21 protein-coding genes are annotated in these 24,770 nt (G+C 63.1%); 13 read left to right on the top strand and 8 right to left on the bottom strand.

Features of this window, described 5'->3' with window-relative positions; all coding sequences use genetic code 11:
* Window positions 1-263: 263 nt before the first annotated feature.
* From CIC12_RS23525 to CIC12_RS23540, 4 genes are all read right to left on the bottom strand, one after another.
* Window positions 264-548 carry a DUF3303 domain-containing protein gene (locus tag CIC12_RS23525; RefSeq protein WP_168667476.1) on the bottom strand — a complete coding sequence of 95 codons (285 nt, stop codon included), beginning with the start codon at window positions 546-548 and terminating at the stop codon, window positions 264-266.
* 660 nt (window positions 549-1,208) lie between these two features.
* Window positions 1,209-1,427: a hypothetical protein gene (locus CIC12_RS23530; protein WP_168667478.1), complete on the bottom strand. Its 219-nt coding sequence runs from the start codon at window positions 1,425-1,427 to the stop codon at window positions 1,209-1,211.
* Between the two features lie 183 nt (window positions 1,428-1,610).
* A complete protein-coding gene (locus tag CIC12_RS23535; protein WP_168667480.1) occupies window positions 1,611-1,895 on the bottom strand; it encodes a hypothetical protein in 285 nt (94 codons plus the stop codon).
* Window positions 1,896-1,983: 88 nt separating this feature from the next.
* Window positions 1,984-2,256: a hypothetical protein gene (locus CIC12_RS23540; protein ID WP_168667482.1), complete on the bottom strand. Its 273-nt coding sequence runs from the start codon at window positions 2,254-2,256 to the stop codon at window positions 1,984-1,986.
* 424 nt (window positions 2,257-2,680) lie between these two features.
* Here CIC12_RS23540 and CIC12_RS23545 point away from each other — a divergent pair, with 424 nt between their 5' ends.
* A complete protein-coding gene (locus CIC12_RS23545) occupies window positions 2,681-4,846 on the top strand; it encodes a serine/threonine protein kinase (protein WP_168667484.1) in 2,166 nt (721 codons plus the stop codon).
* Between the two features lie 78 nt (window positions 4,847-4,924).
* Here the strand turns inward: CIC12_RS23545 and CIC12_RS23550 are convergent, their stop codons facing one another.
* Window positions 4,925-6,949, bottom strand: coding sequence for an SUMF1/EgtB/PvdO family nonheme iron enzyme (locus CIC12_RS23550; protein WP_168667486.1), 2,025 nt, complete (start codon window positions 6,947-6,949; stop codon window positions 4,925-4,927).
* A 357-nt stretch (window positions 6,950-7,306) separates the two neighbouring features.
* On the opposite strand from CIC12_RS23550, the gene CIC12_RS23555 reads away from it, so the two are divergent.
* The 9 genes from CIC12_RS23555 to CIC12_RS23595 all read left to right on the top strand — a co-directional run bounded on the left by CIC12_RS23555 (window position 7,307) and on the right by CIC12_RS23595 (window position 20,167).
* Entirely contained in the window at window positions 7,307-7,813 is a 507-nt protein-coding gene (locus CIC12_RS23555; RefSeq protein WP_168667488.1) for a DUF4399 domain-containing protein, read from the top strand.
* 46 nt (window positions 7,814-7,859) lie between these two features.
* Window positions 7,860-8,294 (top strand): DUF4399 domain-containing protein, encoded by a 435-nt coding sequence (locus CIC12_RS23560; RefSeq protein WP_168667490.1) that lies wholly within the window; start codon window positions 7,860-7,862, stop codon window positions 8,292-8,294.
* 283 nt (window positions 8,295-8,577) lie between these two features.
* Entirely contained in the window at window positions 8,578-8,856 is a 279-nt protein-coding gene (locus CIC12_RS23565; RefSeq protein ID WP_168667492.1) for a hypothetical protein, read from the top strand.
* 319 nt (window positions 8,857-9,175) lie between these two features.
* On the top strand, window positions 9,176-10,621 hold the full coding sequence (locus CIC12_RS23570) for an efflux transporter outer membrane subunit (protein ID WP_168667513.1): 1,446 nt from the start codon (window positions 9,176-9,178) through the stop codon (window positions 10,619-10,621).
* A gap of 271 nt (window positions 10,622-10,892) precedes the next feature.
* Window positions 10,893-13,514, top strand: a complete 2,622-nt coding sequence (locus CIC12_RS23575) for an FHA domain-containing protein (protein ID WP_168667494.1) — start codon at window positions 10,893-10,895, stop codon at window positions 13,512-13,514.
* Window positions 13,492-14,865 (top strand): HlyD family efflux transporter periplasmic adaptor subunit, encoded by a 1,374-nt coding sequence (locus tag CIC12_RS23580; RefSeq protein WP_168667496.1) that lies wholly within the window; start codon window positions 13,492-13,494, stop codon window positions 14,863-14,865. The genes CIC12_RS23575 and CIC12_RS23580 overlap by 23 nt, the downstream gene beginning before the upstream one ends.
* Before the next feature lie 36 nt (window positions 14,866-14,901).
* The gene (locus tag CIC12_RS23585; RefSeq protein ID WP_168667498.1) at window positions 14,902-15,654 is read left to right on the top strand and encodes a peptidylprolyl isomerase; all 753 of its coding nucleotides are present in this window, start codon (window positions 14,902-14,904) and stop codon (window positions 15,652-15,654) included.
* Between the two features lie 92 nt (window positions 15,655-15,746).
* A complete protein-coding gene (locus CIC12_RS23590; protein ID WP_168667500.1) occupies window positions 15,747-18,806 on the top strand; it encodes a peptidase domain-containing ABC transporter in 3,060 nt (1,019 codons plus the stop codon).
* Window positions 18,803-20,167, top strand: a complete 1,365-nt coding sequence (locus tag CIC12_RS23595) for a sigma-54 interaction domain-containing protein (RefSeq protein ID WP_168667502.1) — start codon at window positions 18,803-18,805, stop codon at window positions 20,165-20,167. The genes CIC12_RS23590 and CIC12_RS23595 overlap by 4 nt, the downstream gene beginning before the upstream one ends.
* Before the next feature lie 53 nt (window positions 20,168-20,220).
* Here the strand turns inward: CIC12_RS23595 and CIC12_RS23600 are convergent, their stop codons facing one another.
* Window positions 20,221-20,991, bottom strand: coding sequence for a protein phosphatase 2C domain-containing protein (locus tag CIC12_RS23600; protein WP_168667504.1), 771 nt, complete (start codon window positions 20,989-20,991; stop codon window positions 20,221-20,223).
* Window positions 20,992-20,996: 5 nt separating this feature from the next.
* Window positions 20,997-21,284: a hypothetical protein gene (locus CIC12_RS23605; protein ID WP_168667506.1), complete on the bottom strand. Its 288-nt coding sequence runs from the start codon at window positions 21,282-21,284 to the stop codon at window positions 20,997-20,999.
* A 469-nt stretch (window positions 21,285-21,753) separates the two neighbouring features.
* Here CIC12_RS23605 and CIC12_RS23610 point away from each other — a divergent pair, with 469 nt between their 5' ends.
* Together CIC12_RS23610 and CIC12_RS23615 are read left to right on the top strand one after the other, a co-directional pair.
* Window positions 21,754-22,257 (top strand): lecithin retinol acyltransferase family protein, encoded by a 504-nt coding sequence (locus CIC12_RS23610; RefSeq protein ID WP_168667508.1) that lies wholly within the window; start codon window positions 21,754-21,756, stop codon window positions 22,255-22,257.
* A gap of 70 nt (window positions 22,258-22,327) precedes the next feature.
* A complete protein-coding gene (locus CIC12_RS23615) occupies window positions 22,328-22,615 on the top strand; it encodes a hypothetical protein (protein WP_168667510.1) in 288 nt (95 codons plus the stop codon).
* On the opposite strand, the gene CIC12_RS23620 is transcribed toward CIC12_RS23615, so the two are convergent.
* Window positions 22,552-23,451 (bottom strand): LysR family transcriptional regulator, encoded by a 900-nt coding sequence (locus CIC12_RS23620; protein ID WP_168667511.1) that lies wholly within the window; start codon window positions 23,449-23,451, stop codon window positions 22,552-22,554. The genes CIC12_RS23615 and CIC12_RS23620 overlap by 64 nt on opposite strands.
* A gap of 99 nt (window positions 23,452-23,550) precedes the next feature.
* Between CIC12_RS23620 and bla the strand changes: the two genes are divergently transcribed.
* A complete protein-coding gene (gene bla, locus CIC12_RS23625) occupies window positions 23,551-24,495 on the top strand; it encodes a class A beta-lactamase (protein WP_168667512.1) in 945 nt (314 codons plus the stop codon).
* Window positions 24,496-24,770: the final 275 nt, after the last annotated feature.

Here is a 24,770-nt window from a genome sequence, read left to right on the forward strand (position 1 = left end):
ACCGATATAGAACGCAAGGGGGAAGTTTGGGGGCGAGGGCGGAGGGGCGAACGAGCGGCGGAGCGCCCGATATGGCCCAGCAGCGCAGGTGGCCCCGCGCCGGGAGCTTTGGTGGCCAGTGCGCCGCGCGGCGCAGAGCCGCTCAGCGCTGCTGTATCCAGCGATCGGAATGCCAGGGTGAATCGGCGGCGCGCCTGCTTCGCGCATGGCGGCACGGGGCTGCCGGGTACGCTTGCGTGACGCCCAACGCGCCAACGAACGACCTATTGCCGTGCCGCCATATGTTTTCCGAGCGCCGCTCCCAGATCTTCGTCGGTAAGCGCGGGGAAGATGCTGATCGTCAGCAGGTCACCCCATTCGAGCGACATCGCCGTTATGCTGCCCGTGTCGGCAGCCTCGACGACCGCGAAGCCATGCAGGCCGCCGATGGCATGCCAGCGTCCCAGCAAGGTGATGCCATCGGGCGGGCGGCCGCCAGTTTTCATGAAGCGTTCAATGACGGCATTCTCGGCGGTCGGCTGACCATTCCATTCCACGATGAATTTCATTGCGTGTCTCCAATCTGATTGGCGATACCGGCTCGTGGCGCGCCGCGCTCGCCGTCCGGGTGGTGGCGCTTCGTCTGTCGTGCGCCACGCACACCACTGCGCCATCGAGCCGTCCGGATAGCACAGGCTATTGGCGGGCGGCAGGAAAAAACCACGTGGCGTCCTAAGCATCATAGGAGAGTGCACGACAGACGATGTCGCCGTGAGCAGACATTCACCAGGTCAATTGAACCGGCACCGCCGTTGCGGCGAGCGCGCGAACGGAACGCCACATTTCCAATTGCGGATCTCTCGCGCGTCCTACAAATAAGTCCTATCCAAAGCGCTCGGCGATTGCAGCGTCGATTTCGCCGTCGTCGACACCGGTTCGCTTCGCGACGCGGCAGGTCTCTGATGATGACAGTGGATTTCGTGGCAATCCTTCCTGAAGCAGGCGAGCCCACACCATGCGGTGTGCGGCTTTGCTTTGGCTTCAGATGCGGCCATGCGCGCGGGTTTCGCGCGAAAAAGCAGTGGATGATTGCGGCGCGGTCTCGTGCAGCGAGCGGTGTTACGCATCGGCCGCACATGACGGTGCAAGCAGCGACACAATCCGCGCCCAAAAGACAAACGGCATGCGGTTGTACCGCATGCCGTTGCGATGCCTGTTCAAGATCGACGCTATTCGCGCTGCCGATTACGCCGCAACGCCGCTTCGGTAATCGTCCGATGCGCGGCCGGAAATCCGGGCGGATAGTCGACAACGCGCGCGGCGGCCGGCACCAGCGGCGCGGCCACACTCGATCGCGCGCCGACGCGCGCACCGCCGACGATGGCGGCCATCGCCTCACGGTCGAGTTCGACGTTGTCAGCAAGGTCCTTGATGATGAGCTTCGCCATGAGGGCTCCCGAAAAGAAATTGGGCGGCCGGTCCATGAACGGGTCCGGCCGCCGCTACTGTCTGCTGTTCGATGTAGAGAGGTCTCGTCGCACTATCAGTATAGGAAATCTGTTTGCAGCTTGCCCGTCACTGACGATCAAGCCGCACTGAAGGAACCCCCGTTCCTGCGGTGCTTCTGGTGCCTATGCAGCGGCGTAATTGGCGCCCCACAGCGACGGGCTGACGTCCAGATGCAGCGGCACGAACCCCGCACCGACCACGCCGACGTTGTTGAGCGCGGCAACGTTCACGTATTGCATCTGGTTGAGGTTCTGGTTGATCGAGACATTGACGTTGGCAATGCCGCCGAGCCCTGCCACCGACGGCAGGCCGGGCGTGCCGCTGCCGGCGCCGCCGGCTACCGCCGACATGGCGCGGCGGTCGAGCTCGCGGGTGCGGGACAGATCGCGAATCAAGAGGGATGACATGGTGATTCTCCAAAGGTGCGCGGAAGACGGGCGTGACCGGCGTGAGGCGAAGCGGCCCGCCATCGCGGGCGCTTCGCCTCGTCTCGCTTTACACGTGGATGTTGTTGTTCGACGTGATGCTCGGGGTGAACGACGAGGCGATGCCGGCCGCGAACGCAACGTTGTTGCCGTTGGCATTCTGAAGGTCCATCTGGGTGTTGATCAGTTGCGTCGCATCGACGTGCTTGCTGTTGTTCGGCGCATAGACCGGGCTGAAGTTGTAGTACGAGACCGACGGGCCGAAGCCGCCGCGCACGGCGCTCATCGCCTTGCTGTCGAGTTGTTCGGTGATGGACAGGTCTTTGATCATCAGCGTGTTCATGGTAAGTCTCCTGGAAGAAAATATCGCGGTGTTGCGACTGGGTTCGAGCAATTTGTCTGCTCGGGTGTCACTAATGCACGGGCTGTGCCAGTTTTGTTCAACATTCCTGATAAAGTGGGTGGCGCCTTTCCGCACAAGGCTTTCGCACTGCATCCACCGGTCGGTCATGGCGTCACCTTCTGCGCCGTCGACGCGCGAACGGTGGCGCATGGCCGACATACGGCCGCATGCTGTCGGCTGGCGGGCGACACACGCGCGCCACGCCTGCGATGCACGGCGCGGGCCAATCCTGCTTTGCGAAAGCATGGGCCGGGAGCTAGTATCGAAGCGGCACATGTAACTGGTTACGACAGGTTTTCCATCAGCCCGAGTGGCTTCCGTCACATGCGATCGGACCCAACGGCAGCGGCGACGCTTCGCACAAATGGCTAGCCTTGCACGTGTGATTCACGACTTTCAGAGCGGCGAGCTGTCGCGTGACGAGTTCGTCGCTCAACTCGACAGTACGTTGACGACCGAAGGACTCGGTCCCGCGCAGCTGCTGGAGATGCTTGGCGCTGCGCATCGTAAAACCCCCTTGCCCGACGATCTTTACCTCGAAGTGCGCCGTCGCATCGAGCAGTTGCGCGTGTCGAACGTGGCGGCGGGCGGGGAAGAAACTGGCATCCAGACCACGATGGAGATTCCATCGGTGCGTTCGGCCAGCGCCGGTAGCGCCGGAAGCGTGGGCAACGCCGGCAATGCGCCGGGCGGCGCAGGTCACGATCAGAGCAAAGGCACCGGCGACACGTTGAATAACCGTTTCGTCCTCGAGGAATGTCTGGGCGTGGGCGGCATGGGCACGGTGTACAAGGCGCTCGACTTGCGCAAGCTCGAAGCATCGGATCGCAAGCCCTATCTTGCGATCAAGGTGCTCAATGTCCAGTTTCGCGGCAATCCCAATTCGCTCGTCGCCTTGCAGCGCGAGGCGCGCAAGGCGCAGGTTCTCGCGCATCGCAACATCATCACGGTGTACGACTTCGACCGCGACGGGCCGATCGTCTATCTGACGATGGAGTATCTGAGCGGCAAGCCGCTCAGCCAGTTGCTGCGCACACCAGGCTATCAGGGCATGCCGGTGCGCGCGGCGCTGCCGATCGTGCGCGGTATGTGCGCGGCGCTCGCGTACGCGCATGAACGCGGCTTCGTCCACTGCGACTTCAAGCCGGCCAACGTGTTTCTGACCACCAACGCCGAAGTGAAAGTGATCGACTTCGGCATCGCGCGCGTGTTTCAGCGCCCCGAAGAGGAGAGCGACGCGACCGTGTTCGATCCGGGCAGCCTCGGTGCGTTGACGCCCGCGTATGCGAGCCCGGAGATGATCGAGCATCGCGAGCCCGATCCGCGCGACGATATCTACGCGCTCGGCTGCATCACCTATGAATTGCTGACCGGTCACCATCCGTTCGACCGTTTGTCGGCGACTCAGGCGCGCAATGCCGATTTCAAGCCGCAGCGGCCACCGAATCTCGATTCGAGGCAGTGGCGCGCGTTGCGTGCCGCGCTGTCGTTCGATCGCGCGACGCGTATGCCGAGCGTGGTGCGCTTCATCACCGAGTTCGACAACGAGGCGCGCGCAGAGAAGTCCGGGACGTTGGCGAAGGTCGGACTCGCGAGCTTTGCCGTGGTGTGCGCGGCGGCGGTCGGCGTGTTCGCGCTGCGCTCGGGGCCGAGCCGGCAGGCAAGTGCGCCGCCGGCCGAGGTCGGGGCGTCGCAGGCATTGGCGGATCGGGCGGACACCGCGTCGGAGCCGAATGCGATGACGGCCGTGCCGCCGACTCTGACGGCATCCGCCGCATCAAACTCCGCGCCTGCTGCCGCCAGCGCCGCGGCTGTGTCGGCGGCACTCGCGGCGCCACCGGCGCCCAAGCCCGCACTGACGCTCGCAGCCATCGCACCCACGTTGGCGCAAGTACCGTGTTCGGCGCTCTTCGCCGCCGTCCACAATCATTCACTGACGGTGCGTGGTTTCGTCTCGCAGCGCTACGGTGCGGCGCATCTGAAGGACACGTTGGCGGCCTTGCCGGGCGTCGATACGCTGACGCTCGACGTCGAGCCCATCGCCGAGGGCAAATGCGATACGGTCAATGCGCTCGCTCGCTACTGGGTTCGCAACTGGCAAGCGGGGCGCATTGCGGCTTTGCATGTGCGCCCGCCCGGCGGTCAGTTGAGCGAGGGTGACGCACTGGTCGTCGACGTGACGACGCCTGGCTTCGACTCGTATGTGAACCTCGACTATTTCCAGCTCGACGGCAGCGTCGTGCATATGGTGCCGAGTCCGCGCGCGAAGGACAATCAGGCGCCGCCGCACTACGCCGCGACGATCGGCAGCGGCGGCGACTGGATCATTTCGAAGCCGTTCGGAGCGGAGATGGTGGTGCTGCTGATTACGCCGGTGCCGCTATTCGACAAGCCGCGTCCGGAAAGCGAATCGCGTGCGGACTACCTGCGCGCGCTCGACACGCGGCTCACGCAGATCGGCGGCAAATACGGGCAGGACCACATCGTCGCAGACTTTGCATCGATCACGACGAAGCCGCGCGCGCCGTGAATGCACAGCGGGCGTTAGCCACCACGTCTGGTCCCGACCGCAGGAGCAACGCCTCTATTCGCAGCAAGACCACGCGCTTCATCTGAGATCTTTGACGACCCGAAAGCCATCCTGCGACTGACGTACGCCCGCGCTGTATTTGAAGCGCGTCGCGCTGAGCATGTAGCTGCTGCCTTCGCGCCATGAACCGCCGCGAATCACGCGCATGTCACAGCCGGGACTGTCCCATGCGTGGCCGTCGGTGGGCGCGCCCTGGTAGTTGTTGTGCCAGCAGTCGGCGGTCCATTCCCATACACTGCCGTTCATGTCGTAGAGGCCCAGCGGATTGGGCGCGAACGAACCGGCGGACTCCGGTCCTTCCTTGTGCCACGGGTCGCCGCAATCCTTGCAATTCGCGGCGCCCTTGCGCATCTGATCGCCCCACCAGTAGGCGGTCGTCGTGCCGCCTCTATCCGCGTATTCCCATTCCGCCTCGGTAGGCAGACGGTAGGGCTTGCCGGTCACTTTGGCGAGCCATTTCACGTACTGCTGCGCGTCGTCCCAACTCAGGTCGCGCGCCGGTGCGGCCTTGTTCGTGTTGCTTTCGGGCGTCGCCTTCTGACAGGCGTTGGCGGCGACGCAAGCGTTCCATTGTTCGACCGTCACTTCGTATTTGCCAATGGAAAATGGCGCGCCGATGCTCACGTGATGGACCGGTTTCTCCGATGGATCGTCGCTGCTGCTGCCCATGGCGAACGAGCCGGCGGGGACGGGGACCATGATCGGGCAGGTGGCGCAGTCTCGGCTTTCACCGGCGGTGGGCGGGTGAGTGACGGGTTTTGGTGCGACTGCGGGGGTCGCTGGGGCAGTCGGCGAGGCGGGTGCGGCGGCGCCTGGCGTCGGCGTTGGATTTGGCGCCGATGCTGCGCGCGGGCGCTCCTGCACCGGGGCACTCGTTGGCGTGGCGGGGTGAGCGGGTTGCGGCGCAGGTGTGGGTGCAGGTGTTGGCGCAGGCGCACTCGCCGCCGCGCGCAGGCGATCTATGCGCGCATGAGCGAGCGTAGCGAAGCGGCCATTCGGATAGGCCTTCAAATAGGCCTCGTAATCGGCGGGGTAGTTGCTGTCCTTGATCGAGTTCCAGAATGTGATTTCGTATTGTTCGCTGCTGTCTTTCGGAAGAATGCCCCTGCTGTGCAGCGCGACGAGCGGATTATCCGGGCGTGCCCCCACGACGACGGGCACAGACGCCCCGCGATAGTGGCCGGCGATTTCGTTCAACTGAGCCGAGGGAGCCAGTGTCGAAGCAATCCACGGTTTTTGCTCGCCACCGGTTGCGTCGAGGACTTGCGCGGCGACGTGCTCGAACAGACTGTCGAGGAGCGTTTGGGACGAAGCGCTTTTCAGCGCGTGCAGCAAAGCATTCGTGTAGACGCCGTGGCGCGCGCCGTCTGCCGCAAAGCCACCCGGTTCGGTCGCATAGGCGAGCACGGTATCGGCACCTGGCGCTGGCGCATCGCTCGTTGCGCCCGGCGAGAACGGATTGTTCAGGCACGCATCGAGAATCACGACATTGAGCCGAGCCGCGCGCGGTACAGCCATCGCCCTCAACACGCTATGCAGATCGACGCCGTTATTCACTAGCGATGCCGGCACGCGTGCATCGATTCCGGCAGGCATGAGTAACGTCTGCCGGCCGATTTGCATGGCATGGCCCGCGAAATAGAAGAGTCCGATGCCGCCGCCTTGCAAACGCCGCTGGAATTCGTCGATCGCCTCCCGCATCTCCAGTGGCGTCGCATCCGTGCGCATGATGACATCGAAGCCGAGCGCATCAAGCGTATCGCGCAATGCTTCGGCGTCGCGTGGCGCATTAGAACGAGTAGAGGCAGAAAGATCGCCGCCTACGCCATTGCCGATCACGAGCGCGATACGTGGAGAAAGGGCAGTCTCGCGCGTTAACGTGAATGGCGAGACCGTCGTATCGGCTGTCGCCGCCGTATGCGCAGCCGTTGCAATGGGCGCAGGAATTGCAGTGCCGGCCATGGTCGAGTTCGCCGCATGAGCCATGCTCCCTTGCGCCTGGATTGCTCCGGCCATGCACACCAGCAGGAATATTCGCCACATCTTTTGCATCCTGTTTGTACCGGACAGAACCTATGCATTCGAGGACCGCGCTGTGTGCAACATTCGCTGCAGCACGTCGGGCGAAGCATCGATGCCGCTTTCGACGCCCATGCGTCTGCAACCTTTCAATAACGATAGCACGCGCTTTGCGCGCCACGACTCGATGCGTCATACGGTTAACGAGTGTGGCGTATCTTTTTGGCAAGTTACGTCCTAAGCTTTTTTCACAAAGTAACGCCGCACAGTCGTTTTAACTTCGCGGCCGTCCCGTCACTCGCACCCGCGATATTCAGCCGGAGCGCTCGGTCTGCTTTGCGCAGCCGAGACGGCCATGACCCCTCTTCGGGAGAGTGCGCTATGCGAAGAAAAACCCTCACCCCCGTTGTTTCCGGTTGGCGTCATGCAGCGAAAGCGCACGTCGGCGCGGGACGCGCGGCTGCGCGCGCAACGCTGTTTGCCGCACTCGGCTGTATGGCGCCTTTCAATATTGCGCTGGCCGAACAGACCGCTTCGCCGCCGGGGGCCGAGGAATACATCATCTGGCCGTCGGATGGCGCGGTGATTCATGGCGGCAAGCTCTGGGTGCGCATGGGCCTGCGCAATATGGGCGTGTGTCCGAAGGGTGTCGCACGCCCGAACTGCGGGCATCATCATCTGTTGATCGATACCGATCTGCCCGCGCTCGATCAGGAAATTCCGTCGGACCGCAATCACCTGCACTTCGGTGCGGGCGAGACCGACGCGCGTATCGAATTGCCGCCGGGCAAGCACACACTGCAACTGCTTCTCGGCGACCAGAATCACGTGCCGTTCGTGCCGCCCGTCTATTCGAAGAAGATCACCATTACCATGCAAAAAGACTAGCGCGATCCGTTCGTTTCACGCGGGTCCGTCAGGACGGAGAGACCTCATGTACAAGATCTTTGTGATCGCGGCGCTCGTGACATCGGCGGGATTGACCTTGCCTGGCTTCGCCGTGGCCGGCACGACACCAGCGCCGCCCGGCGCGTACGCCTATATCGGCTACCCGAACGACGGCCAGGTAGTGCCCGCCAACAAGCCGTTTCGCGTGTGGTTCGGCTTGCGTTTCATGGGCGTGGCACCCAAGGGCGTCAAGTATCCGAATACGGGCCACCATCATCTGCTGATCGACACCGATCTGCCGCCGACGGACCAGGAAATTCCTTCGGACCGCAACCATCTGCATTTCGGCGCGGGAGAAACGGAAACAATGATTCAATTGCCGCCGGGCAAGCATACGTTGCAACTGCTGATGGGCGACGATATGCACGTCCCGCACAATCCGCCGGTGTACTCGAAGAAGATCACCGTCATTGCGCGCTGAAAATATTGCACGGCGCAGCGCGTGCATGCCAGTGTCACGAAGCAGCCAACAACTTCACGCCGTCTGTTGGCTGCAGTCCATCATTCCCCGCTTGCCATATCGTCGCGTTATCTTCGCCTCACGGGCGAGTCATCAGCACAGCCCTTTATCCACGGCCCTTCTGAAAATTTATTAGGAGCGGAAAACAACTCTGGCACAGCCCATGCATGAGTGACATCCGAGCAGACAAATTGCTCGAACCCAAACGCAGGACTGTGCAGTTTCCCCTTCCAGGAGATTTACCATGAACACGCTGATGATCAAAGACCTGTCCATCACCGAACAACTCGACAGCAAGGCGATGAGCGCCGTGCGCGGTGGCTTCGGCTATCCCTCGTCATCGTATTTCAGCTATGCGCCGGTGTACGCGCCGAACAACAGCAAGACGGTCGACGCTACCCAACTCATCAACACGACGTTGAGCATCCAAAGCGCGAACGGCAACAACGCCGCGTTCGTCGCGGGCACCACGACCACGATCGCTCCGCACGTGAGCTCGGCCAACAACATCTACGTGTCCTGAACGGCGCGCCCCCCGCGCAGGCCTGCCGGCCTCTGCGGGGCCCGCTCCGGCCTGGTGGAGCATCGATCCTGGCGTTGGCCACTTACCGGCCCGTGACTCAAAAAGATTTTCACTTCAATCGTTCTTTTCACGCACCCGTCGCGTCACCGTCCGATCCCCGCGCCAACCTTCCCGCCCGCTCCTTCGATGGTGAAGCCGCGTGGGAGAGGCTTTAGCTGAAGGGTGCTCCCGTCGGGCAGTGCGTGCAGCGAAGCGGGCGTCATCGGAGACAATCGTGTCAGCGTTGCTTGATTCACCGGTCTGCCAGCGCTTCTTCCTCATGACATCGGCACGGCGCAAGCCGGGGCGCGCAAGCGTCGGCGCCGCGTTGCGCGGCGTATGTGCTGCGACGGTGTGCGCGCTGTCGCTCGGTGCGTGCGTGGACTTCCGCATGGCCGACTACAAGCGCCCCGACACGCCCGCCAAGGCGACGTGGTCGGATCAGAAGGGCGCGGTGTCGGCCACCGCGACCATCGAGCCCGACTGGTGGAAGGGCTTCCACGACCCGTATCTCGACACGCTGATCGCCAAAGCGATTGCGGGCAACTTCGACATCAGAGTGCTGGCCGCGCGTATCGATGTCGCCGGCACGCAGATCGCAGAAGCCAAAGCAGGCGCGTTGCCCACGATGGATCTTGGCGTCGGCGCCGATTTCGAAAAGACCACAGGCCAGACCTTTGCGAAGCAGTACAACGTCGCGGCCCAAGTGAACTGGGATATCGACATCTGGGGCAAGGTCGAAAAGGGCGTGCAGGCGCAGAAGGCGGAATTTCACGCGAGCAAAGCGGACTGGCGCGCCGGGTATCTCGAACTGGTGGCGAACGTCGCCAGCACCTACTTTCAGATTCTCCAATTCGACGACCAGATCGAGCAGCAGCAGAAAACGCTCGTCACGAACAAACAGATTCTCACGATCTACGACGGCCAGCGGCGCAGTGGCCTGATACCGCAAACCCAGGTGCTGCGCCAGCAGGCGGAAATCAACCGGCTGACGAATGAGCTGCTCGACTTGCGCCGCTCGCGCGCGATTGCCAACAATGCGCTCTGTACGCTGATGGGCGTACCGGCGGGCGAGTTTCAATTGCCGCAGGGCCATCTGCAGGAACGCGTGCAATGGCCCGCGGTGCCGGACGGCCTCCCCGCGCAACTGCTCGCACGGCGCCCCGACGTGGTGGCGGCGGAGTTCAGAGTGCTGGAGGCTTACGACCTCGTCGGCCAGGCCAAGCTCGCGCAATTGCCGACCATCGGTCTCACGGCGCACGGCGGCACGGCGAGCGCCGCGCTGAACAACCTGCTGAAATCGTTCACGTTCGGCCTGATGCCGAGCATCAACATCCCGTTGCTCGATCCCGGTACGCGGGCTCACGTGAAGACAACTCAGGCGCAATCGACGGTAGCCGAGCAGCAGTACCGCGTGGCTGTGATGGGTGCGTTCGAGGAAGTGGAGAACGCGCTGGTCAATCTGAATTCCCATAAGGCGCAACGCGTGGAATTGCAGGAACAGGTGTCGCGTCTGCAACTCGTCGCCGATCAGATCCAGTCGCAATTGCGACTTGGCGTGGTGTCGCAACTGGAGGTGTTCGAAACTGAACGGACTCTGCTCGAAGCGCAGCAGGGCCTTCTCGCCAACCATCAGCTGATTCTGTCCGACACGGTTCTGCTGTACAAGGCGCTAGGCGGCGGCTGGCCTGGCGTGGACGTGCAGGCGCAAGCCAGTAGCAGGTAGGTAAAAAATAAGTGGCGATAAAGGGAAGTAATGGAACACTGAGCTAATCGCGAGACGGCCGCGCGGCCCGGGTGTTTTCTTCGATGCAGACGAACCGTGCTGCCTTCACAACTGATCATCTGAAAATTGACACTCGCCATGCGTGACTTACAATCGTTGAGGGGCCCTATTTCATACGGCTCAATGCAACAAGATCGTTTCGCCGTTGTCCTTCGTCTCGTTCCCGTTGCGTTTTGGCCGCAGCGGGTAAACGCTTAGTGATCCAGATAAAATGGCCACCGGCGAAGTTCCGATTGCTGAAATGCGCGCGACCTTGGCCGCTGCCTTCGACGTGGTGTTGTCGCCGGTCGCGTCCGCGCAACGTCCCGCGCTCGACGCGATCCGGATTGTCGACAACCTGTTTGCGATCGGCCGCAGCGAAGCGCCATTCACCGACTATCCGCCCGAGCGAACCTCGCGTCTGTCGCGCCGTCATGCGCGCGTTTTCACGGAGCACGGCGCGGTTTATGTCGCCGATCTCGGCAGCAAGAACGGCACCACGTTGAACGGCATCGCCGTGCGGAAAATGCCGGCGCGCGTGCGGGCCGGCGACGAATTGTGCTTCGGCGGCGAGCTGTGCTACCGGGTAAGTATTGAGCCGCGCGCACGCATCGTGGCGGCCGCCAGCGCGCCGCCCACGCCGGGCCTGCTGCTGGTGCCGCAGCGCGACGACCTCGGCTTGCAGCCGATCGAGGTGCAGGCGTTCCCGTTTCTCATCAGCAAGGCAGACGACGTTTTCTCGCGCTACAGGGAGCGCTATCCGCATCAGGTCAATTACATCTCGCGGCGGCACGCACACATCTTTCTGAAGGGTGGAGACCTCTACGTCGAGGATCTCGGCAGCACCAACGGCACCTTCGTTGGCGGAAAACGCCTGGACGAATCCGCGCTGCCGCTGGCGGAAGGCGACGTCGTTGCATTTGGCGGCGACCACTTCGTCTACAGGGTGTCGCTGCAGAAAGCCCCTGATGTCGAGCCCACCGTGACCCAGCTGTGCCTCAATCCAACCGTCGACGATGCGGCCGATACCGACAAGACCACGTTCGTCGGCGCCGCGCATTCGTTCCTCGATATCTTTTGCGTCGACCCGGGCCTACAACGTGAAGACGAAGTCAACGAAGCCGCATCGGCCGCGTTGGCGCAGGCGAAGCGCGATGCGCAGAGCGGCGCCAAAGGTGTGAATGGCGCCAGCGGCAACGGAACGCAGGGCGCGCAGGGCGCGACGAGCGGCGGCAGTGGGCACGGCGCCCACGCCTCGGGCCCAGCGGCGAGCGCGAAGGGCAAGCCGCGGCGCTGGCGCCTCGTCGCGAGCGAACTCGGCAAGGCCTTTGCGGACGACGACCGTCCGAACGTCAAACGCCTCGCGGGATGGAGCGGCGCAGGCGCCGCCGTTCTGGCGGCGATCGCGGTGGCGCTTTACCTGCATGGCTCGTCGGAGCGCGAATTGAAGGACCTGCTGGCGAGCGGCGATTACACGAGTGCGGTCACGGCGGCGAAAGGCTATCTGGCGAGTCATCCTGCGGACACCAAAGTCAGAGCGCTCGCCAGCGAAGCGTTGCTGAAGGCGAAACTGCCCGGCTGGTTGAACGCATTGCAGAAAGCTCAATTCGATCAGGCCGACGCTTTGTTGACAGAGATGAGAGCGTTGAGCGCGAACAACGCGGACGCCGCCTCGTTGGCCGGCGAACTGCAATGGGTGGGCGATCTGGAGCGCTTCGTGGCGGGGCGCGGCGGCGCGGATGCGCCGATCCGCATGTACTCGGACGAATCGACGATCAATAACCTCCTGCAACGCTGGGAAGACGACGCGAAAAACCATCAGCGCGCGCTCGACCGGATCGCGTCATACGTGCCGGTGTTTGCCGAGCCCTACGCGCGGGCGCTGAGTCATCTGCGCAAGTTGGAAAGCGACGACTCGGTGTACCTCGCCGCGATCGACCGGCTGAATGGCGTGATCCGCACTGAACTGGCGCGCGACAAACCCGACGCGCTTGCGCCGGTGCTCGACGATTACGCGCAGCGCTATCCGCGTCTCGCGGGCCTCGACCGGGTGCGCGAGGATTTGCGCCAGTACTCCGCGTTGCTCAATGCCGCGCTGAGCCGTCAGCTCGCGCCACTGCTCGCGATGCTGAAGTCGGTGCGTTTTGGCACGCCACCTTTTCAGGCGCAGTTTCAGCAACTGGCGGCGAGCCGTTTGCCATCCGCCGACGTCATTCAGCGTCACGACGCGGTGAACGCGGCGTGGCTGCGCGGCGACGCGCAGCAGGCGCTGGCCGGTTTGCAGGCGATGCCCGCCGGCCCCTGGTCCGACGTGCTCGCGGCCGAAGCAGTGCACAAGAAAGCGCTGCTCGACCAGTACACCGATTTGCAGAAGACGCGCGGCGGCAAGGATTACGACCAGCGCCTGCTGTCGTTCTATGCAAGTCTCGATCCGCAAGCGGATGCGTGGTTCGCGCGGTCGATCGATGAAGACGTCGCCGCGCTGCACGACAAAGCGCTCGCGCGTGCGCAAGATCTGCTGCTGCGCGCGCAGAGTCTGTGGAAGCAATATCGCGCGAGTGGTTCGATCGGCGGCACGCAACGGCTCGAAGCGGGCATCTCGCCGGGCTTTCGCAGTGAGGCGCGTTTGCTGAGCGACGCGCAAACGGCGGCGCAGCAGGGCATGCGCATCTACACGCAACTGAAGGCCGATCATCCCGCTGATCTCGACCGCCTCCTCGCGGACATCGAAGCCGAAGCGGATTTGCAGCGCCGCTCGCTGACGGAGTTGCGCATGGTGCTGGACCCGGGACTGTTGAAGGCGAAGCTGGCATTGATCGGAGGCGAGCAGAGTGAAGCGCGACAATCACCCTAAGCCGTTGTCCGAGGCGCTGGAGGACCACAGCGTCGAAGGCATCGCAATTCTGACCGCCGAGCCCGTGCGGATCGCGCGCGCGCTGATCTGGGCAATGGTCGCACTGGTGGTGGCCGGGCTGCTGTGGTCGTTCGTCGGCCGAGCGGATGTGATCGTCACCGCGCAGGGAACGCTGTCGCCCGAGTCGGAAGTGCGCCGCATCTATGCGCCGATCGACGGCGAACTGGCCGACCTGTACGTCGCCGAGGGACAGCCGGTCTCGAAGGGCGACGTGCTGGCGCGCCTGAATGCGCGCGGCGCGATCGAAGCGGCGAGCAACGCATTGCAAGCGCAACTCAAACTCGAAGACGCGGAGCGTGACTCGCAGCAGTTTCCGCAGAAGAAGGCGCTGATGGAGCGTAAAGCCGCTGCGCTGAAGGCACAAATGGAAGTGGAGTCCCGTCTGCATGAGAATCGGGTGTCGGAGGGCACCACCAAGCTTGCCGAAGGGCAGAAGGCGGAACTCGACGAAGCGCGCAGCGTTCTCGACAACGCCCGCCGCACGCGCGAGGCGGCGCGTCAGGAACTGGACCGCTATTCAAAGCTATTTGCGCAGCCCGGGGGCGGCGGCATCGCCGAATTGCAGGTCGAGCAGAAACGGACCGCCGCGCTGGAAGCGGACAACGCCTACCGTGTCGCGCAATCGAAACTCGCCGAACTGGACTTTCGCCTGAGTCATGAATACACGCAGGCGAATGCACAACTCGAAACCAGCGGCCAGCAGACCACGGACCTGCAACTTCAATACGATTCGGCGCTGCGCGATATCACCGACGCACAAGACAAGGTGCGTCTGCAATTGCAGAGCGCCCGCCTCGTGTCCGAGGCCGCCGCGCGAATCCGTTTCGAGAACATCGACAAGGACAACTTCCTGCTGATTCTCGCGCCGGTGTCGGGCGTCATCACCGATGTGACATCGACGCAGCGCGGCGACAAGATTCAGGCAAATGCGCCGCTCGGCGGCATCGCGCCGAAAGATGCGCGGCCCGTGCTGAAGATCGACATCGCCGAACATGACCGTGCGTTTCTGCATGAAGGCCTGCCGGTGAAGCTGAAATTCAACGCATTTCCGTATCAGCGTTATGGGCTGATCAGCGGCACGCTCGCCTATATTTCGCCGGCCACCAAACCGTCGGCGCAGGACAAGCAGCCGGTCTACGAAGGCCGCGTCACGCTCGACAAGAACTACTACCAGATCGCCGACACGCGCTACCCGTTGCGCTACGGCATGACGGCAAGCGCCGAGATCGTGGTGCGCGAGCGGCGCCTGATCGATCTGGGTCTCGATCCATTCAGGCAGGTGGCGGGTTGAGCACGCCGAATATCACCAATCAAAGGAGCGAGTGAAATGACCGCGATAGTGCGTATCGATGATGAAGTCGTAGACGTGTCCGAGTTCATTCGTCTTCTGAAGCTGACCGGCCAGTTCGAAAGCCTGATCGAACAGATCGTGCGCGACAAGCTCACGGTGCACGCGGCGAAAAAGCACGGCGTTACCGTGACCGCCGATGAGATCCAGCAGCGCGCCGATCAGTTCCGCCGTGTGCGCGGCCTGCATCGCGCGACCGACATGAACCAGTACCTCGACGTGCTGCACGTGAGTCTCGACGAGTTCGAAGTGTTCATTACCGACGGGCTGTACCAGGAGAAGATGCTCGACGAGGTCGGCAACGAAGCCGCGATCCGCGACTACTTCGCGCTCAATTCGCCCAAGTTCGACGCGATCGAAGTGAGCCATATCGTGCTCGACAGCGAGGGCAAGGCGAAGGAGATGATTTCGTATCTGCGCGACGACCCCGACAGTTTCGCCGACATGGCGCGCGAACATTCGATTGCCGACACGCGCGAGGCGGGCGGCGTGATCGGCAAAGTGTTGCGCGGCTCGTTGAAGCCGGACATCGAGGCGAAGATTTTCAATGCAGCGGTGGGTGATCTGCTGGGGCCGTTTGCATCGGCGGATCGCTCGTGCTTCGAGATTTTCGCGGTCACGGCCAAGTATCCGGCGACGCTGGATGCGGACGTGGCCGCCGAAGTCAGGCGGCTGCTGCGCGAAAGCTGGCTGATCGCGCGCGCCCAGGAGCATGTGATCGAAGCGCGCTAATGGACTTGGGCGCTTTGCTTTATTCGCGCCGTAGCGCGGTCGAACCACTCGAACCAACCCAACGCAGTGAGCCGAACGGAGGTCCGTAGTACATGGACGCACCCCAGACCGCGCCTTCCGCCGCCGAGTTTCTCGCCTCGGTGGAAATTCTCTCGCCGTTCTCGCGCGATGAAATCGAGCGTCTTGCCGACTACGCGCAAGCGCGCTTTTATTCGTTTGGCGAAACGGTCTGCTCCGTGGGCGAGGTCGCCGACGGGCTCTACGTGGTGCGGTCGGGTTCGGTACGCATTTTCACGGAGGAGCACGGCAAGGAAACCAGCATGGGGGTGCGCAAGTCGGGCGAGATCTTCGCCGACATCGCGATGTTGCGCACCTACATGCACGAAGCGTCGGTGCGGTCGTCGGCGAGAACCGAGCTGCTGTTCATTCCGCGTGCGGCAATCGAACCGGTGATGGCCGGCAATCCGGCCGCGCTGGCGTTCGTCGCGAGCTATGTGGCGATCAGCTCGGCGGGCGGCTTCGTCGCGCAGTTGTTCGATCTGCGCGGCAAGCTGAACAAGGCGGAGCTGGAAGAGTATGTGCGCAGCGTCGGCGTGAAACGGGTTGTCGCGGGCAAGGAGATCCTGAAGCAGGAGGGCCGCGACGACCGGCGACTCTACGTGGTGCGTCACGGCCGGGTGCGCATCGTGCGGCACGAGGAGGGTCACGACTACACGCTCGCGACGCTCGGCGATGGTGAGATTTTCGGTGAGAAAGCGTGTTTGATGCGCCAGGAGCAGATGGCCTCCGTCGTGGCGACGACCGATACGCGGCTGTTGGTGATTCCGGAGCGCACGGTTCACTTCATCCTCGAACGCAATCCGAAGCTGCGCGAAGTGCTCGACGAGCGCATCCGCTACGGCGACCGCGAATTGCAGCGGCAAAAGCGGCTCGAACAGCGCCGCAAGTTGCCGCTCATGCTCGACTTGCAAAGCAGGCCCGAGTTCGGCGAGAAGGTCATCAAACGCTTTGCGCTGGTCGAACAGGCGGAGGAGATGGACTGCGGCGCCGCGTGTCTCGCGATGGTGTGCCGCCACTACGGCATTCCGATGACGCTCGGCAAATTGCGCGAACTCGCCAACGTCACGACCCAGGGCGCGACACTCGACAGCCTCGCGCGCGCTGGCGAATCGCTCGGCTTCACGGCGCGCGGCGTGCAATGCACGTTCGATTCGTTGCGCGGTTTCGATCTGCCGTTCATCATCCACTGGGAGGGCTATCACTACGTCGTGGTGTACGGGCTCTCGAAGGATTACGTGTGGATCGCGGACCCGGCGCTCGGCTTCCGGAAATTGACCGTCGAGGATTTCGAGCGCGGCTGGAGCGGCACGTGTCTGCTTTTCACCGGCGGCCCGCATCTGGTGCAGATGTCGGCGGCGCGCTCGCCGTGGATACGTTTTGTCGGCTATCTGAAGCCGTACAAGAAGATACTCGGCCATCTGTTTCTTGCCACCTTCGTGATTCAGGTGTTGGGCGTGATTCCGCCACTGATCATCCAGAACATTCTCGACGGCGTGATCGTGCATCAGAACGTCAGCCTGCTGCATCTGTTGATAGGCGGCTTGATCATCGCGAACGTGTTTTCGCAATTGATGTCGACGATCCGCGCGTATCTCGCCAACTTCATGGTTCGCAACATGGACTTCGCGATGATGTCGCAGTTCTTCAAGCACACCATGTCGCTGCCATTCTCTTTCTTCGCGAAGCGCAAGACCGGCGACATCTTCGCGCGCTTTCAGGAGAACCAGACCATCCGGGCATTCCTCACCGAATCCACCGTCACGACCACGCTGAATCTGCTGATGGTGTTCATCTACTTCACGATCATGTTCGTCTACAACGTGAAGATGACGCTGGTGTTGATCGCGTTCGTGATTCCGATCATGGCATTGACCGCAATCGCCACGCCGAAGATCAAGGGCTACGCGCGCGAAGTGTTTACCGCGTCGACCGATTCGAAGTCGTTTCTGATGGAGGCGCTCGCGGGCGTGGAGACCATCAAGGGTATGGGCATCGAGCGGCCGGTGCGTTTGCGCTGGGAGAGGAAGTACGCGAAGGCGCTCGAAGTGCAGTATCGCGCGCACGCGTTCAGCATTCTGGTCGGATTCGGCAGTCAGTTGCTGAACGCCGCGACGACGATTGCGATCCTCTGGGTCGGCGCGAATCTGGTGCTGGCGCGCGAAATGACGATCGGTCAGTTGATCGCATTCAATGCGTTCATGGGCAGTGTGATGGGTCCGCTAATGGGGCTCGTGGGCTTATGGAGCATGTTGAACGACGCGGGCGTCGTGATGGAGCGGCTCGGCGACGTGCTCGACATCGAGCCCGAACAGAAGCCGCAGGATTTGCCCTCGCGCGTGATGCTGCCGGAACTGCAGGGCGAGATCAGTTTCAGCGGCGTGTATTTCCGCTACGGCGACAACGACTCCGCCTACGTGCTCGAAAATATCAGCTTCGACATCAAGCCCGGCGAACTGGTGGCGATAGTCGGTCGCAGCGGCTCGGGCAAGACCACGCTCGCGAAGTTGCTGGTCGGCTTTTACGCGCCTACCGAAGGAAAGATGAGCATCGACGGCTACGATCTCGGCGTGGTCGATAAGGCCTATTACCGCGCGCAGATCGGTTACGTGATGCAGAGCAATCTGCTGTTCTCGGGCACGATTGCGGAGAACATCGCAAGCGGCGACGATGCGCCCGACCGGCGCCGCATCGAGGAAGTCGCGAAGACGGCCGACGCGCACGCGTTCATCAGCAAGATGCCGCTCGGCTATGAACAGATCGTCGGCGAGCGTGGGATCGGTTTGTCGGGCGGACAGATCCAGCGGCTGTGCATCGCACGCGCGCTGTATCACGACCCGCGTCTGCTCGTATTCGACGAAGCGACCTCGGCGCTCGATTCGCAGTCGGAAAGCAATATCCTCGGCAATATGCATGACATTCTGAAGGGCCGTACGGCGGTGATCATCGCGCACCGGCTCAGCACCATCATGCGCGCGGACAAGATTCTCGTGCTGTACGAAGGGGCGATTGTCGAACAGGGCCGTCACGATGAGCTGATTCAGCGTGGCGGGATGTATTACCAACTGGTCCAGAAACAGTTGAGCGCGTCATGATGAAGATACTCGACCAGATTGAAGAGGCCAGCCCCGCGATTTCCTACGCGGGCCTGATCGAGCGGATCGAGATTTTGCGCTCGACGTTGCGCTGGTCGTCGCGCCTCGAACGCGCGGATATCGACAAGCTGCTCAGGCAAGCCACGGCGTTGCGAGACGAAGTGATGCAGCTTTCGCACAAGGAGCGCTTCGTGCAGGCGGCGGTGGCGGCCGAGCCGCAGACGCCGGTCGATCAATCACGCGGCGCGCGCAGAAAGGCGTTGCTCGAACGCAGCTTCATTTTCGAAGGGACGTTCGGTGACAATGCGCGTCTGCTGGAATCGCTAGAAATCGCGGAGAAAGCGGCGCCCACCGACTTGCCTGTGCTGATCGACGGCGAAAGCGGCACCGGCAAGGAACTGATGGCGAAGGTGATTCACGCGAACGGCTCGCGCGCGGACAAGCCGTTCATCTCCGTGAACTGCGGCGCGATTCCGGACAACCTGCTGGAGTCCGAGTTGTTCGGGCATCGCAAGGGCGCGTTCACCGGGGCGTCGAATGATCGGAAGGGCAAATTCGAAAGCGCGCATACGGGGACGATCTTTCTCGACGAGATCGGCGAGTTGCCGCTCGCGGGCCAGGTCAAACTGCTGCGCGTGCTCGAAGCGCACGAGATTCAACGCGTGGGCTCCGACGAAACCATTGCCGTCGACACGCGCATCGTCGCGGCGACCAATCGCAATCTGCGGCAACTGAGCGAAGAGGGCAAATTCCGCGAGGATCTGTTCTACCGGCTCAGCGTGATTCACGTGACGCTGCCGCCGCTGCGCGAGCGCCGCGATGAAATTCCGCTGCTGATTGCGTGGTTCGGCGACGAAGCGGCCGGCACCTTAAAGCGCAGGCCTGTCAGATTGACGCCGCGTTTGCGCGACTTTCTGCTGAACTACGCGTATCCGGGGAATATCCGCGAGTTGCGCAACGTGATGTATCGTGTGTCGTGTCTCGCCGGCGATATGGCGGACGTCGAACATCTGCCGCTGGATATGCGGCCGACGGCGCAGGGGGCGGCGGCTGTGTCGACTGGTGCGGCCGCGAGCGGGCAGGAGCCGATCAGCGTGGCGAATCTGATGTCGCTGAGCGACGCGAAACGGGCCGCCAGCGACGATGCGGAGAAAGCCTTCCTGGAGCGAGGCCTTCGCGAGGTGAGCGGCACTGTTGCCGAACTCGCGCGGCGGATCGACATGAATCGGTCGCATTTGCAGATGCTGCTGAAGAAGCATGGTCTGCACTCGAAGGACTTCCGCAATCGCAATGCCCCGGCCGCCAACAGAAACGGCGCGCAGGACGAGCGAGGAAACGACGAGGAGGACGGCGAGACTTGATACTGTCCAAAGCCTGACGTGGCGTCAAAAGCAGCACCGTCAAAGCTGCGGCTTCAAGGCGACGGATTTAGCAAGGTTTTGTCGGACGCATTCGGGTCTTCCGCCTGCACGACCACCGCGGTGATATTGTCGCGACCACCGCGCGCGAGCGCCAATTCGACCAGTTCCTCGGACGCGTTCTCACGTTGCGCCGAGGTCAGCACCGCGATGATGTCGTCGTCGCTCAGCTCGTTGCTCAGGCCGTCGCTGCAGAGCAGGAACACGTCGCCGTCGGCGACTTCGATCGCATCGTCGTCGAGTTCGAGCAGGTCCGTTGCGCCCACCGCGCGCGTGATCATATGCTGCGCCGGATGATGCCGCGCCTCTTCGTCGGTGATGACGCCGAGTGACTTGAGTTCTTCCACCTGACTGTGATCGCGCGTCAGTTGCCGCAGTTGTCCTGCGCGGTACAGATAGATGCGGCTGTCGCCCGCCCACAGATAGCCGCAAAAGCGATCGCAAGCGAGCAGCACGACGACGGTGCTGCCGATGCGCTGCACCTGGCGGCGCGCGGCTTCGTCGCGCAGTTGACGATTGGCGGTTTGCAGCCGCGTGCGTGCGTCGGCAATCAGCGATTTCATGCTGAGCGGCGCCGCGAGCCGGCTCAACGCATCGATCACGACACGGCTTGCCAGATCGCCGACCGCGTGCCCGCCCATGCCATCGGCGACGGCCCAGCGCCCGGGTTCGGGCTGGTCGAGGCAAGCATCTTCGTTGATCTCACGGACGCGTCCGGCGTCGGAACGCGCGGACGACGTCCAGCGAAATTGGCTCGCACAAATCACAACGGCTACACCGTATCGTTTCTGCTGCGTGCGTCGGGAGAGACGGCGATGTTCGAATTCGCACCCGTGTTGTAGACATCGACCGACTGGAACTGGTTGATCATCTGGTTAGCATAGAAGTTGTTGGACACCTCATACAGGTTCACGACGGGTCCCATGCTGGGCGTATTCCGGACATACGGTTGAATCCAGCCATATACCCACGGCGCGCCACCGCCGCCGCGAATCGCTGCCATCGCTTTACGGTCGAGCGCGAGGTTCAGCGTGAGGTCGTTTACCGTGATGCAAGCCATGACGTTCTCCGGTTGCCGCGCCGGTTACGCGCGGTTGAAAAGGATCTGGACGTGGAGGTGCAAGTGCCATGCCACTTGGCGGCCCCCGTCCCCGGCTTTGCCGTAACGCGTTGATTGCACGGCGATTCCGTGCGCCCGCTCGCGCGGTGCCGGGTTGCGCGGGCGCTGATCGGTCGGCTTGCAGCCAACAAACGCCCACGCGCGGCGGTGTATGACCCAACACATTCGGCTTGCTTCCGGCCACCCGTCCTCGCACGGAGCAACAGCGGAAAGCGGCATGCCGCGCAGCCGTCATTGAGCGTCGCGCACCAACACATCGAGACGAATTCTGTCGGCTCGCGGCTGACATCCGGACGTTCCGCATCCCACCTGAAGACCCGCAAATGCCTTAAACAAAGGCTTCCACACGCATGGCCCGGATGATGCAAAAGACCTCGCAACAGTGTTGGAAATCGAAACGAGGCCAGCCATGAACACCCCTCTTCTTCAAACTGGCAGTACCGGCAACGAAGCGCGCCAGGCCACGACGTCCACCATCGACCTGCCGATCGGCGCGCATCTCGTTACGCAACGGCGCGGCTACGAACACCACGGCATCTATGTGGGCAATGGCCGCGTGGTCCACTACGCGGGCTTTGCGAGTTCCGCGCATCGCGGCCCGGTCGAAGAAGTGGAACTGGCGCGCTTCGCCGCAGGCCAGCCGCTGTCGATCCGCTCGACCCCGAGCGCCCGCTACGTCGGCGACGAAGCGGTGCGCCGCGCGCGCTCGCGTCTCGGCGAAAACCGCTACCGCCTGTTGACCAACAACTGCGAACACTTTTGCGCATGGTGCCTGCTCGGCGAAAGCCGCAGCGAACAGGTGCATGGCTGCCTGTGTCATCCGGGCGCCGGCGTGCTTGCGCTGCTGTGTCTGGTGAAGGCTTTCGTCGAAAGCGGTGCGAAGGGCGCCGAGGTGGCCGCGCACCTTGCGTGAAAGCGCAACGGCGGTGTCAACGACCCAACGGTTTAACGATTCAAACGTGACAGGATTCAAGGAGAGCGTCATGGTTGCCGCAGAAAAGACCTTGCACTGGGCCGTCGACAAATGGCTCGCACCCACCCCGTCGATGCCCGCGCGCGTCGTGCGGTTCTGTCATCGCGCTTCGCAACGCTATGTGTGCGTCGAAGCGTTGCGGCCGGGCGGGCTGCTGTCGATCTTCTTCTTCCGTCACGACGACGGTTCGTGGAACGTATTCCCGCCGCAGGCCGAACGGCCCGCGATGAACGGTCATCGCCGCAGCGCGCCGTGCCAAGCCGGCGCGTGCTGTCCCGCTTCGTTGACGATCCATTGACTGAACAGCAGCATCGCCGGTGTCATCGGCTTGCCCTTCAGGCTGGTCAGCCAGTAACTGCCGGCGTGGACTTCCACATCGAACGGACGCACGAGGCGCCCTGTGTTGACCTCATGATCGAACATCAGAGCCGGCGCGAGCGCGACTCCCGCGCCTTGCATGGCCGCTTCCACCATCAGGCGTGACGAATCGAACACCGGCCCGCGAACCGGCCGCGGCGGAATGCCGGCGGCGTTGAACCAGTTCATCCAGTCGTCCGCGCGATACGAACGCAGCAGGGTTTCTCCCGCCAGATCGTCGGGCTTCGACAGACGCGCGGCGATCTCCGGTGTGCATAGCAGCGCAAGCGGCGCGTCGAGCAGCCGGGTGGCGAGCGAGCCGGGCCACGTGCCGTCGCCGAAGCGGATCGCGAAGTCGAGCCCTTCGGTGGCGAGATCGACGAGGTTGTTGTGCGTCAGCAGCCGCAGTTCGACGAACGGATGCGCCTCACGAAACGATTTGAGGCGCGGCATCAGCCAGCCGACCGCGAACGTGCCAACCACGCCGACCGTCAGCACCTCATGAAAATGCCCGCCTTCGAATTGCTTGAGCACCGCTTCGATGCGATCGAACGCGTCGCTGAGAACCGGGCGCAGCGCGAGGCCTTCGTCGGTCATCGCAAGGCCGCGCGGCAGACGCTTGAAAAGCGCAGTGCCCAACCGTTCCTCGAGCATGCGGACCTGTTGGCTGACGGCGGCCTGGGTGACGTTCAGTTCGAGCGCGGCGCGCGTAAAGCTCAGATGTCTCGCGGACGATTCGAAGGCGCGCAGCGCGTTCAGTGGAAGATGCGGTCTCATGATGAAGGCATAAGATTTTCTTGAGAGTCGGCTAACTTATCATCGTTTGTCAGCGCCGGGTGGAAAGCCGATAGTGGCGGCTTCACACAAGGAGCAACGATGATTACGAGACGGAAGTTCGCGCGTGCGGTGCTGGGTGTTTCAATAGCTGGAGTTGCGCTTGGCAGCGCAGGCGCGTGGGGAAAGACGATAAAGGCAGGTGGCCCCGCGCGTGGGCGTGAGCTGGCCGACGCCGGGGCGATCCGCGAGCGGCTCGCGCGGATCGAGGCGGCAAGCGGAGGGCGGCTGGGCGTGTCGATCGTCGACACGACCACCAGTTTGCACGCTGGTTTGCGCGCGGACGAGCGCTTCCCGATGTGCAGCACCTTCAAGCTGCTGGCGGCGGGCGCGGTGCTGACGCGGGTGGATCATGGGCAGGAGGATTTGCAGCGGCGCGTGGTGTTCTCCGCCAGCGATCTCGTGCCGAATTCGCCGGGCACGAGCCCGCATACCCGCGAACTGACCGGCGACGCGGGGATGAGCATCGGCGAATTGTGCGAGGCGGCACTTACGCTCAGCGACAACACCGCGGCCAATCTGCTGCTCGCGAGCTTCGGCGGCCCGGCGGCGGTCACCGCATTCGCACGCAGCCTGGGCGATGGCATCACGCGGCTGGACCGTATCGAACCCGCGCTGAACGAAGCGATTCCCGGCGATCCACGCGACACCACCTCACCCAACGCGATGCTCGGCAACCTGCGCGAGCTTGTGCTGGGCGAGCACCTCTCGGCGGCATCGCGGGCGCAATTGCTGGCGTGGCTCGCGGCCAACCAGACCGGCGGTTCACGGCTGCGCGCGAAGCTGCCGGAGGACTGGGGCGTCGGCGATAAAACCGGCACCGGCGAGCGCGGCACCGCCAACGACATCGCGATCCTGTGGCCGCCCGGCCGTGGACCGGTCCTCGTGACCGTCTATCTGACCGAAACGGATGGCGACGCGGCCCGCAGCAATGCGGCGATTGCGAATGTCGGCGCGCTAGTGGCGGAGTCTATCCGGCGCGCGTGACCCGAACGGGGTCGATGCTGGCACAGGCGCTCGCCCGCGTTTTCGGCAGTCGAATTGTGCGACACTCGGAGTACACCGGAGGGGGGCAAACCCTCGGGGGTAATCGCGCCGGCCACGGCGGATCGCCTCGATGGATGCGGTGAGAAGTTGACTGTCCAGGTGAAATGCTCGACACATTCTGCCGACGTTCGTCCAGGTAAGCCGTCGGCTTGTCCAACCGTGCATCATTGCCCTCATTCGGAGTCCACTATGTCCGTGTACGTCCTGGCCTTGCT

The organism is Paraburkholderia sp. SG-MS1 (assembly GCF_012275575.1).
Taxonomy (GTDB): Bacteria; Pseudomonadota; Gammaproteobacteria; order Burkholderiales; family Burkholderiaceae; genus Paraburkholderia.

What these genes read in the sequence shown, in the direction of transcription:
- CIC12_RS23525 (WP_168667476.1), bottom strand. Translation starts at nt 548, where the DNA reads ATGAAATTCATCGTGGAATGGAATGGTCAGCCGACCGCCGAGAATGCC.
- CIC12_RS23530 (WP_168667478.1), bottom strand. Translation starts at nt 1,427, where the DNA reads ATGGCGAAGCTCATCATCAAGGACCTTGCTGACAACGTCGAACTCGAC.
- CIC12_RS23535 (WP_168667480.1), bottom strand. Translation starts at nt 1,895, where the DNA reads ATGTCATCCCTCTTGATTCGCGATCTGTCCCGCACCCGCGAGCTCGAC.
- CIC12_RS23540 (WP_168667482.1), bottom strand. Translation starts at nt 2,256, where the DNA reads ATGAACACGCTGATGATCAAAGACCTGTCCATCACCGAACAACTCGAC.
- CIC12_RS23545 (WP_168667484.1), top strand. Translation starts at nt 2,681, where the DNA reads ATGGCTAGCCTTGCACGTGTGATTCACGACTTTCAGAGCGGCGAGCTG.
- CIC12_RS23550 (WP_168667486.1), bottom strand. Translation starts at nt 6,949, where the DNA reads ATGTGGCGAATATTCCTGCTGGTGTGCATGGCCGGAGCAATCCAGGCG.
- CIC12_RS23555 (WP_168667488.1), top strand. Translation starts at nt 7,307, where the DNA reads ATGCGAAGAAAAACCCTCACCCCCGTTGTTTCCGGTTGGCGTCATGCA.
- CIC12_RS23560 (WP_168667490.1), top strand. Translation starts at nt 7,860, where the DNA reads ATGTACAAGATCTTTGTGATCGCGGCGCTCGTGACATCGGCGGGATTG.
- CIC12_RS23565 (WP_168667492.1), top strand. Translation starts at nt 8,578, where the DNA reads ATGAACACGCTGATGATCAAAGACCTGTCCATCACCGAACAACTCGAC.
- CIC12_RS23570 (WP_168667513.1), top strand. Translation starts at nt 9,176, where the DNA reads ATGACATCGGCACGGCGCAAGCCGGGGCGCGCAAGCGTCGGCGCCGCG.
- CIC12_RS23575 (WP_168667494.1), top strand. Translation starts at nt 10,893, where the DNA reads ATGGCCACCGGCGAAGTTCCGATTGCTGAAATGCGCGCGACCTTGGCC.
- CIC12_RS23585 (WP_168667498.1), top strand. Translation starts at nt 14,902, where the DNA reads ATGACCGCGATAGTGCGTATCGATGATGAAGTCGTAGACGTGTCCGAG.
- CIC12_RS23590 (WP_168667500.1), top strand. Translation starts at nt 15,747, where the DNA reads ATGGACGCACCCCAGACCGCGCCTTCCGCCGCCGAGTTTCTCGCCTCG.
- CIC12_RS23595 (WP_168667502.1), top strand. Translation starts at nt 18,803, where the DNA reads ATGATGAAGATACTCGACCAGATTGAAGAGGCCAGCCCCGCGATTTCC.
- CIC12_RS23605 (WP_168667506.1), bottom strand. Translation starts at nt 21,284, where the DNA reads ATGGCTTGCATCACGGTAAACGACCTCACGCTGAACCTCGCGCTCGAC.
- CIC12_RS23610 (WP_168667508.1), top strand. Translation starts at nt 21,754, where the DNA reads ATGAACACCCCTCTTCTTCAAACTGGCAGTACCGGCAACGAAGCGCGC.
- CIC12_RS23615 (WP_168667510.1), top strand. Translation starts at nt 22,328, where the DNA reads ATGGTTGCCGCAGAAAAGACCTTGCACTGGGCCGTCGACAAATGGCTC.
- CIC12_RS23620 (WP_168667511.1), bottom strand. Translation starts at nt 23,451, where the DNA reads ATGAGACCGCATCTTCCACTGAACGCGCTGCGCGCCTTCGAATCGTCC.
- bla (WP_168667512.1), top strand. Translation starts at nt 23,551, where the DNA reads ATGATTACGAGACGGAAGTTCGCGCGTGCGGTGCTGGGTGTTTCAATA.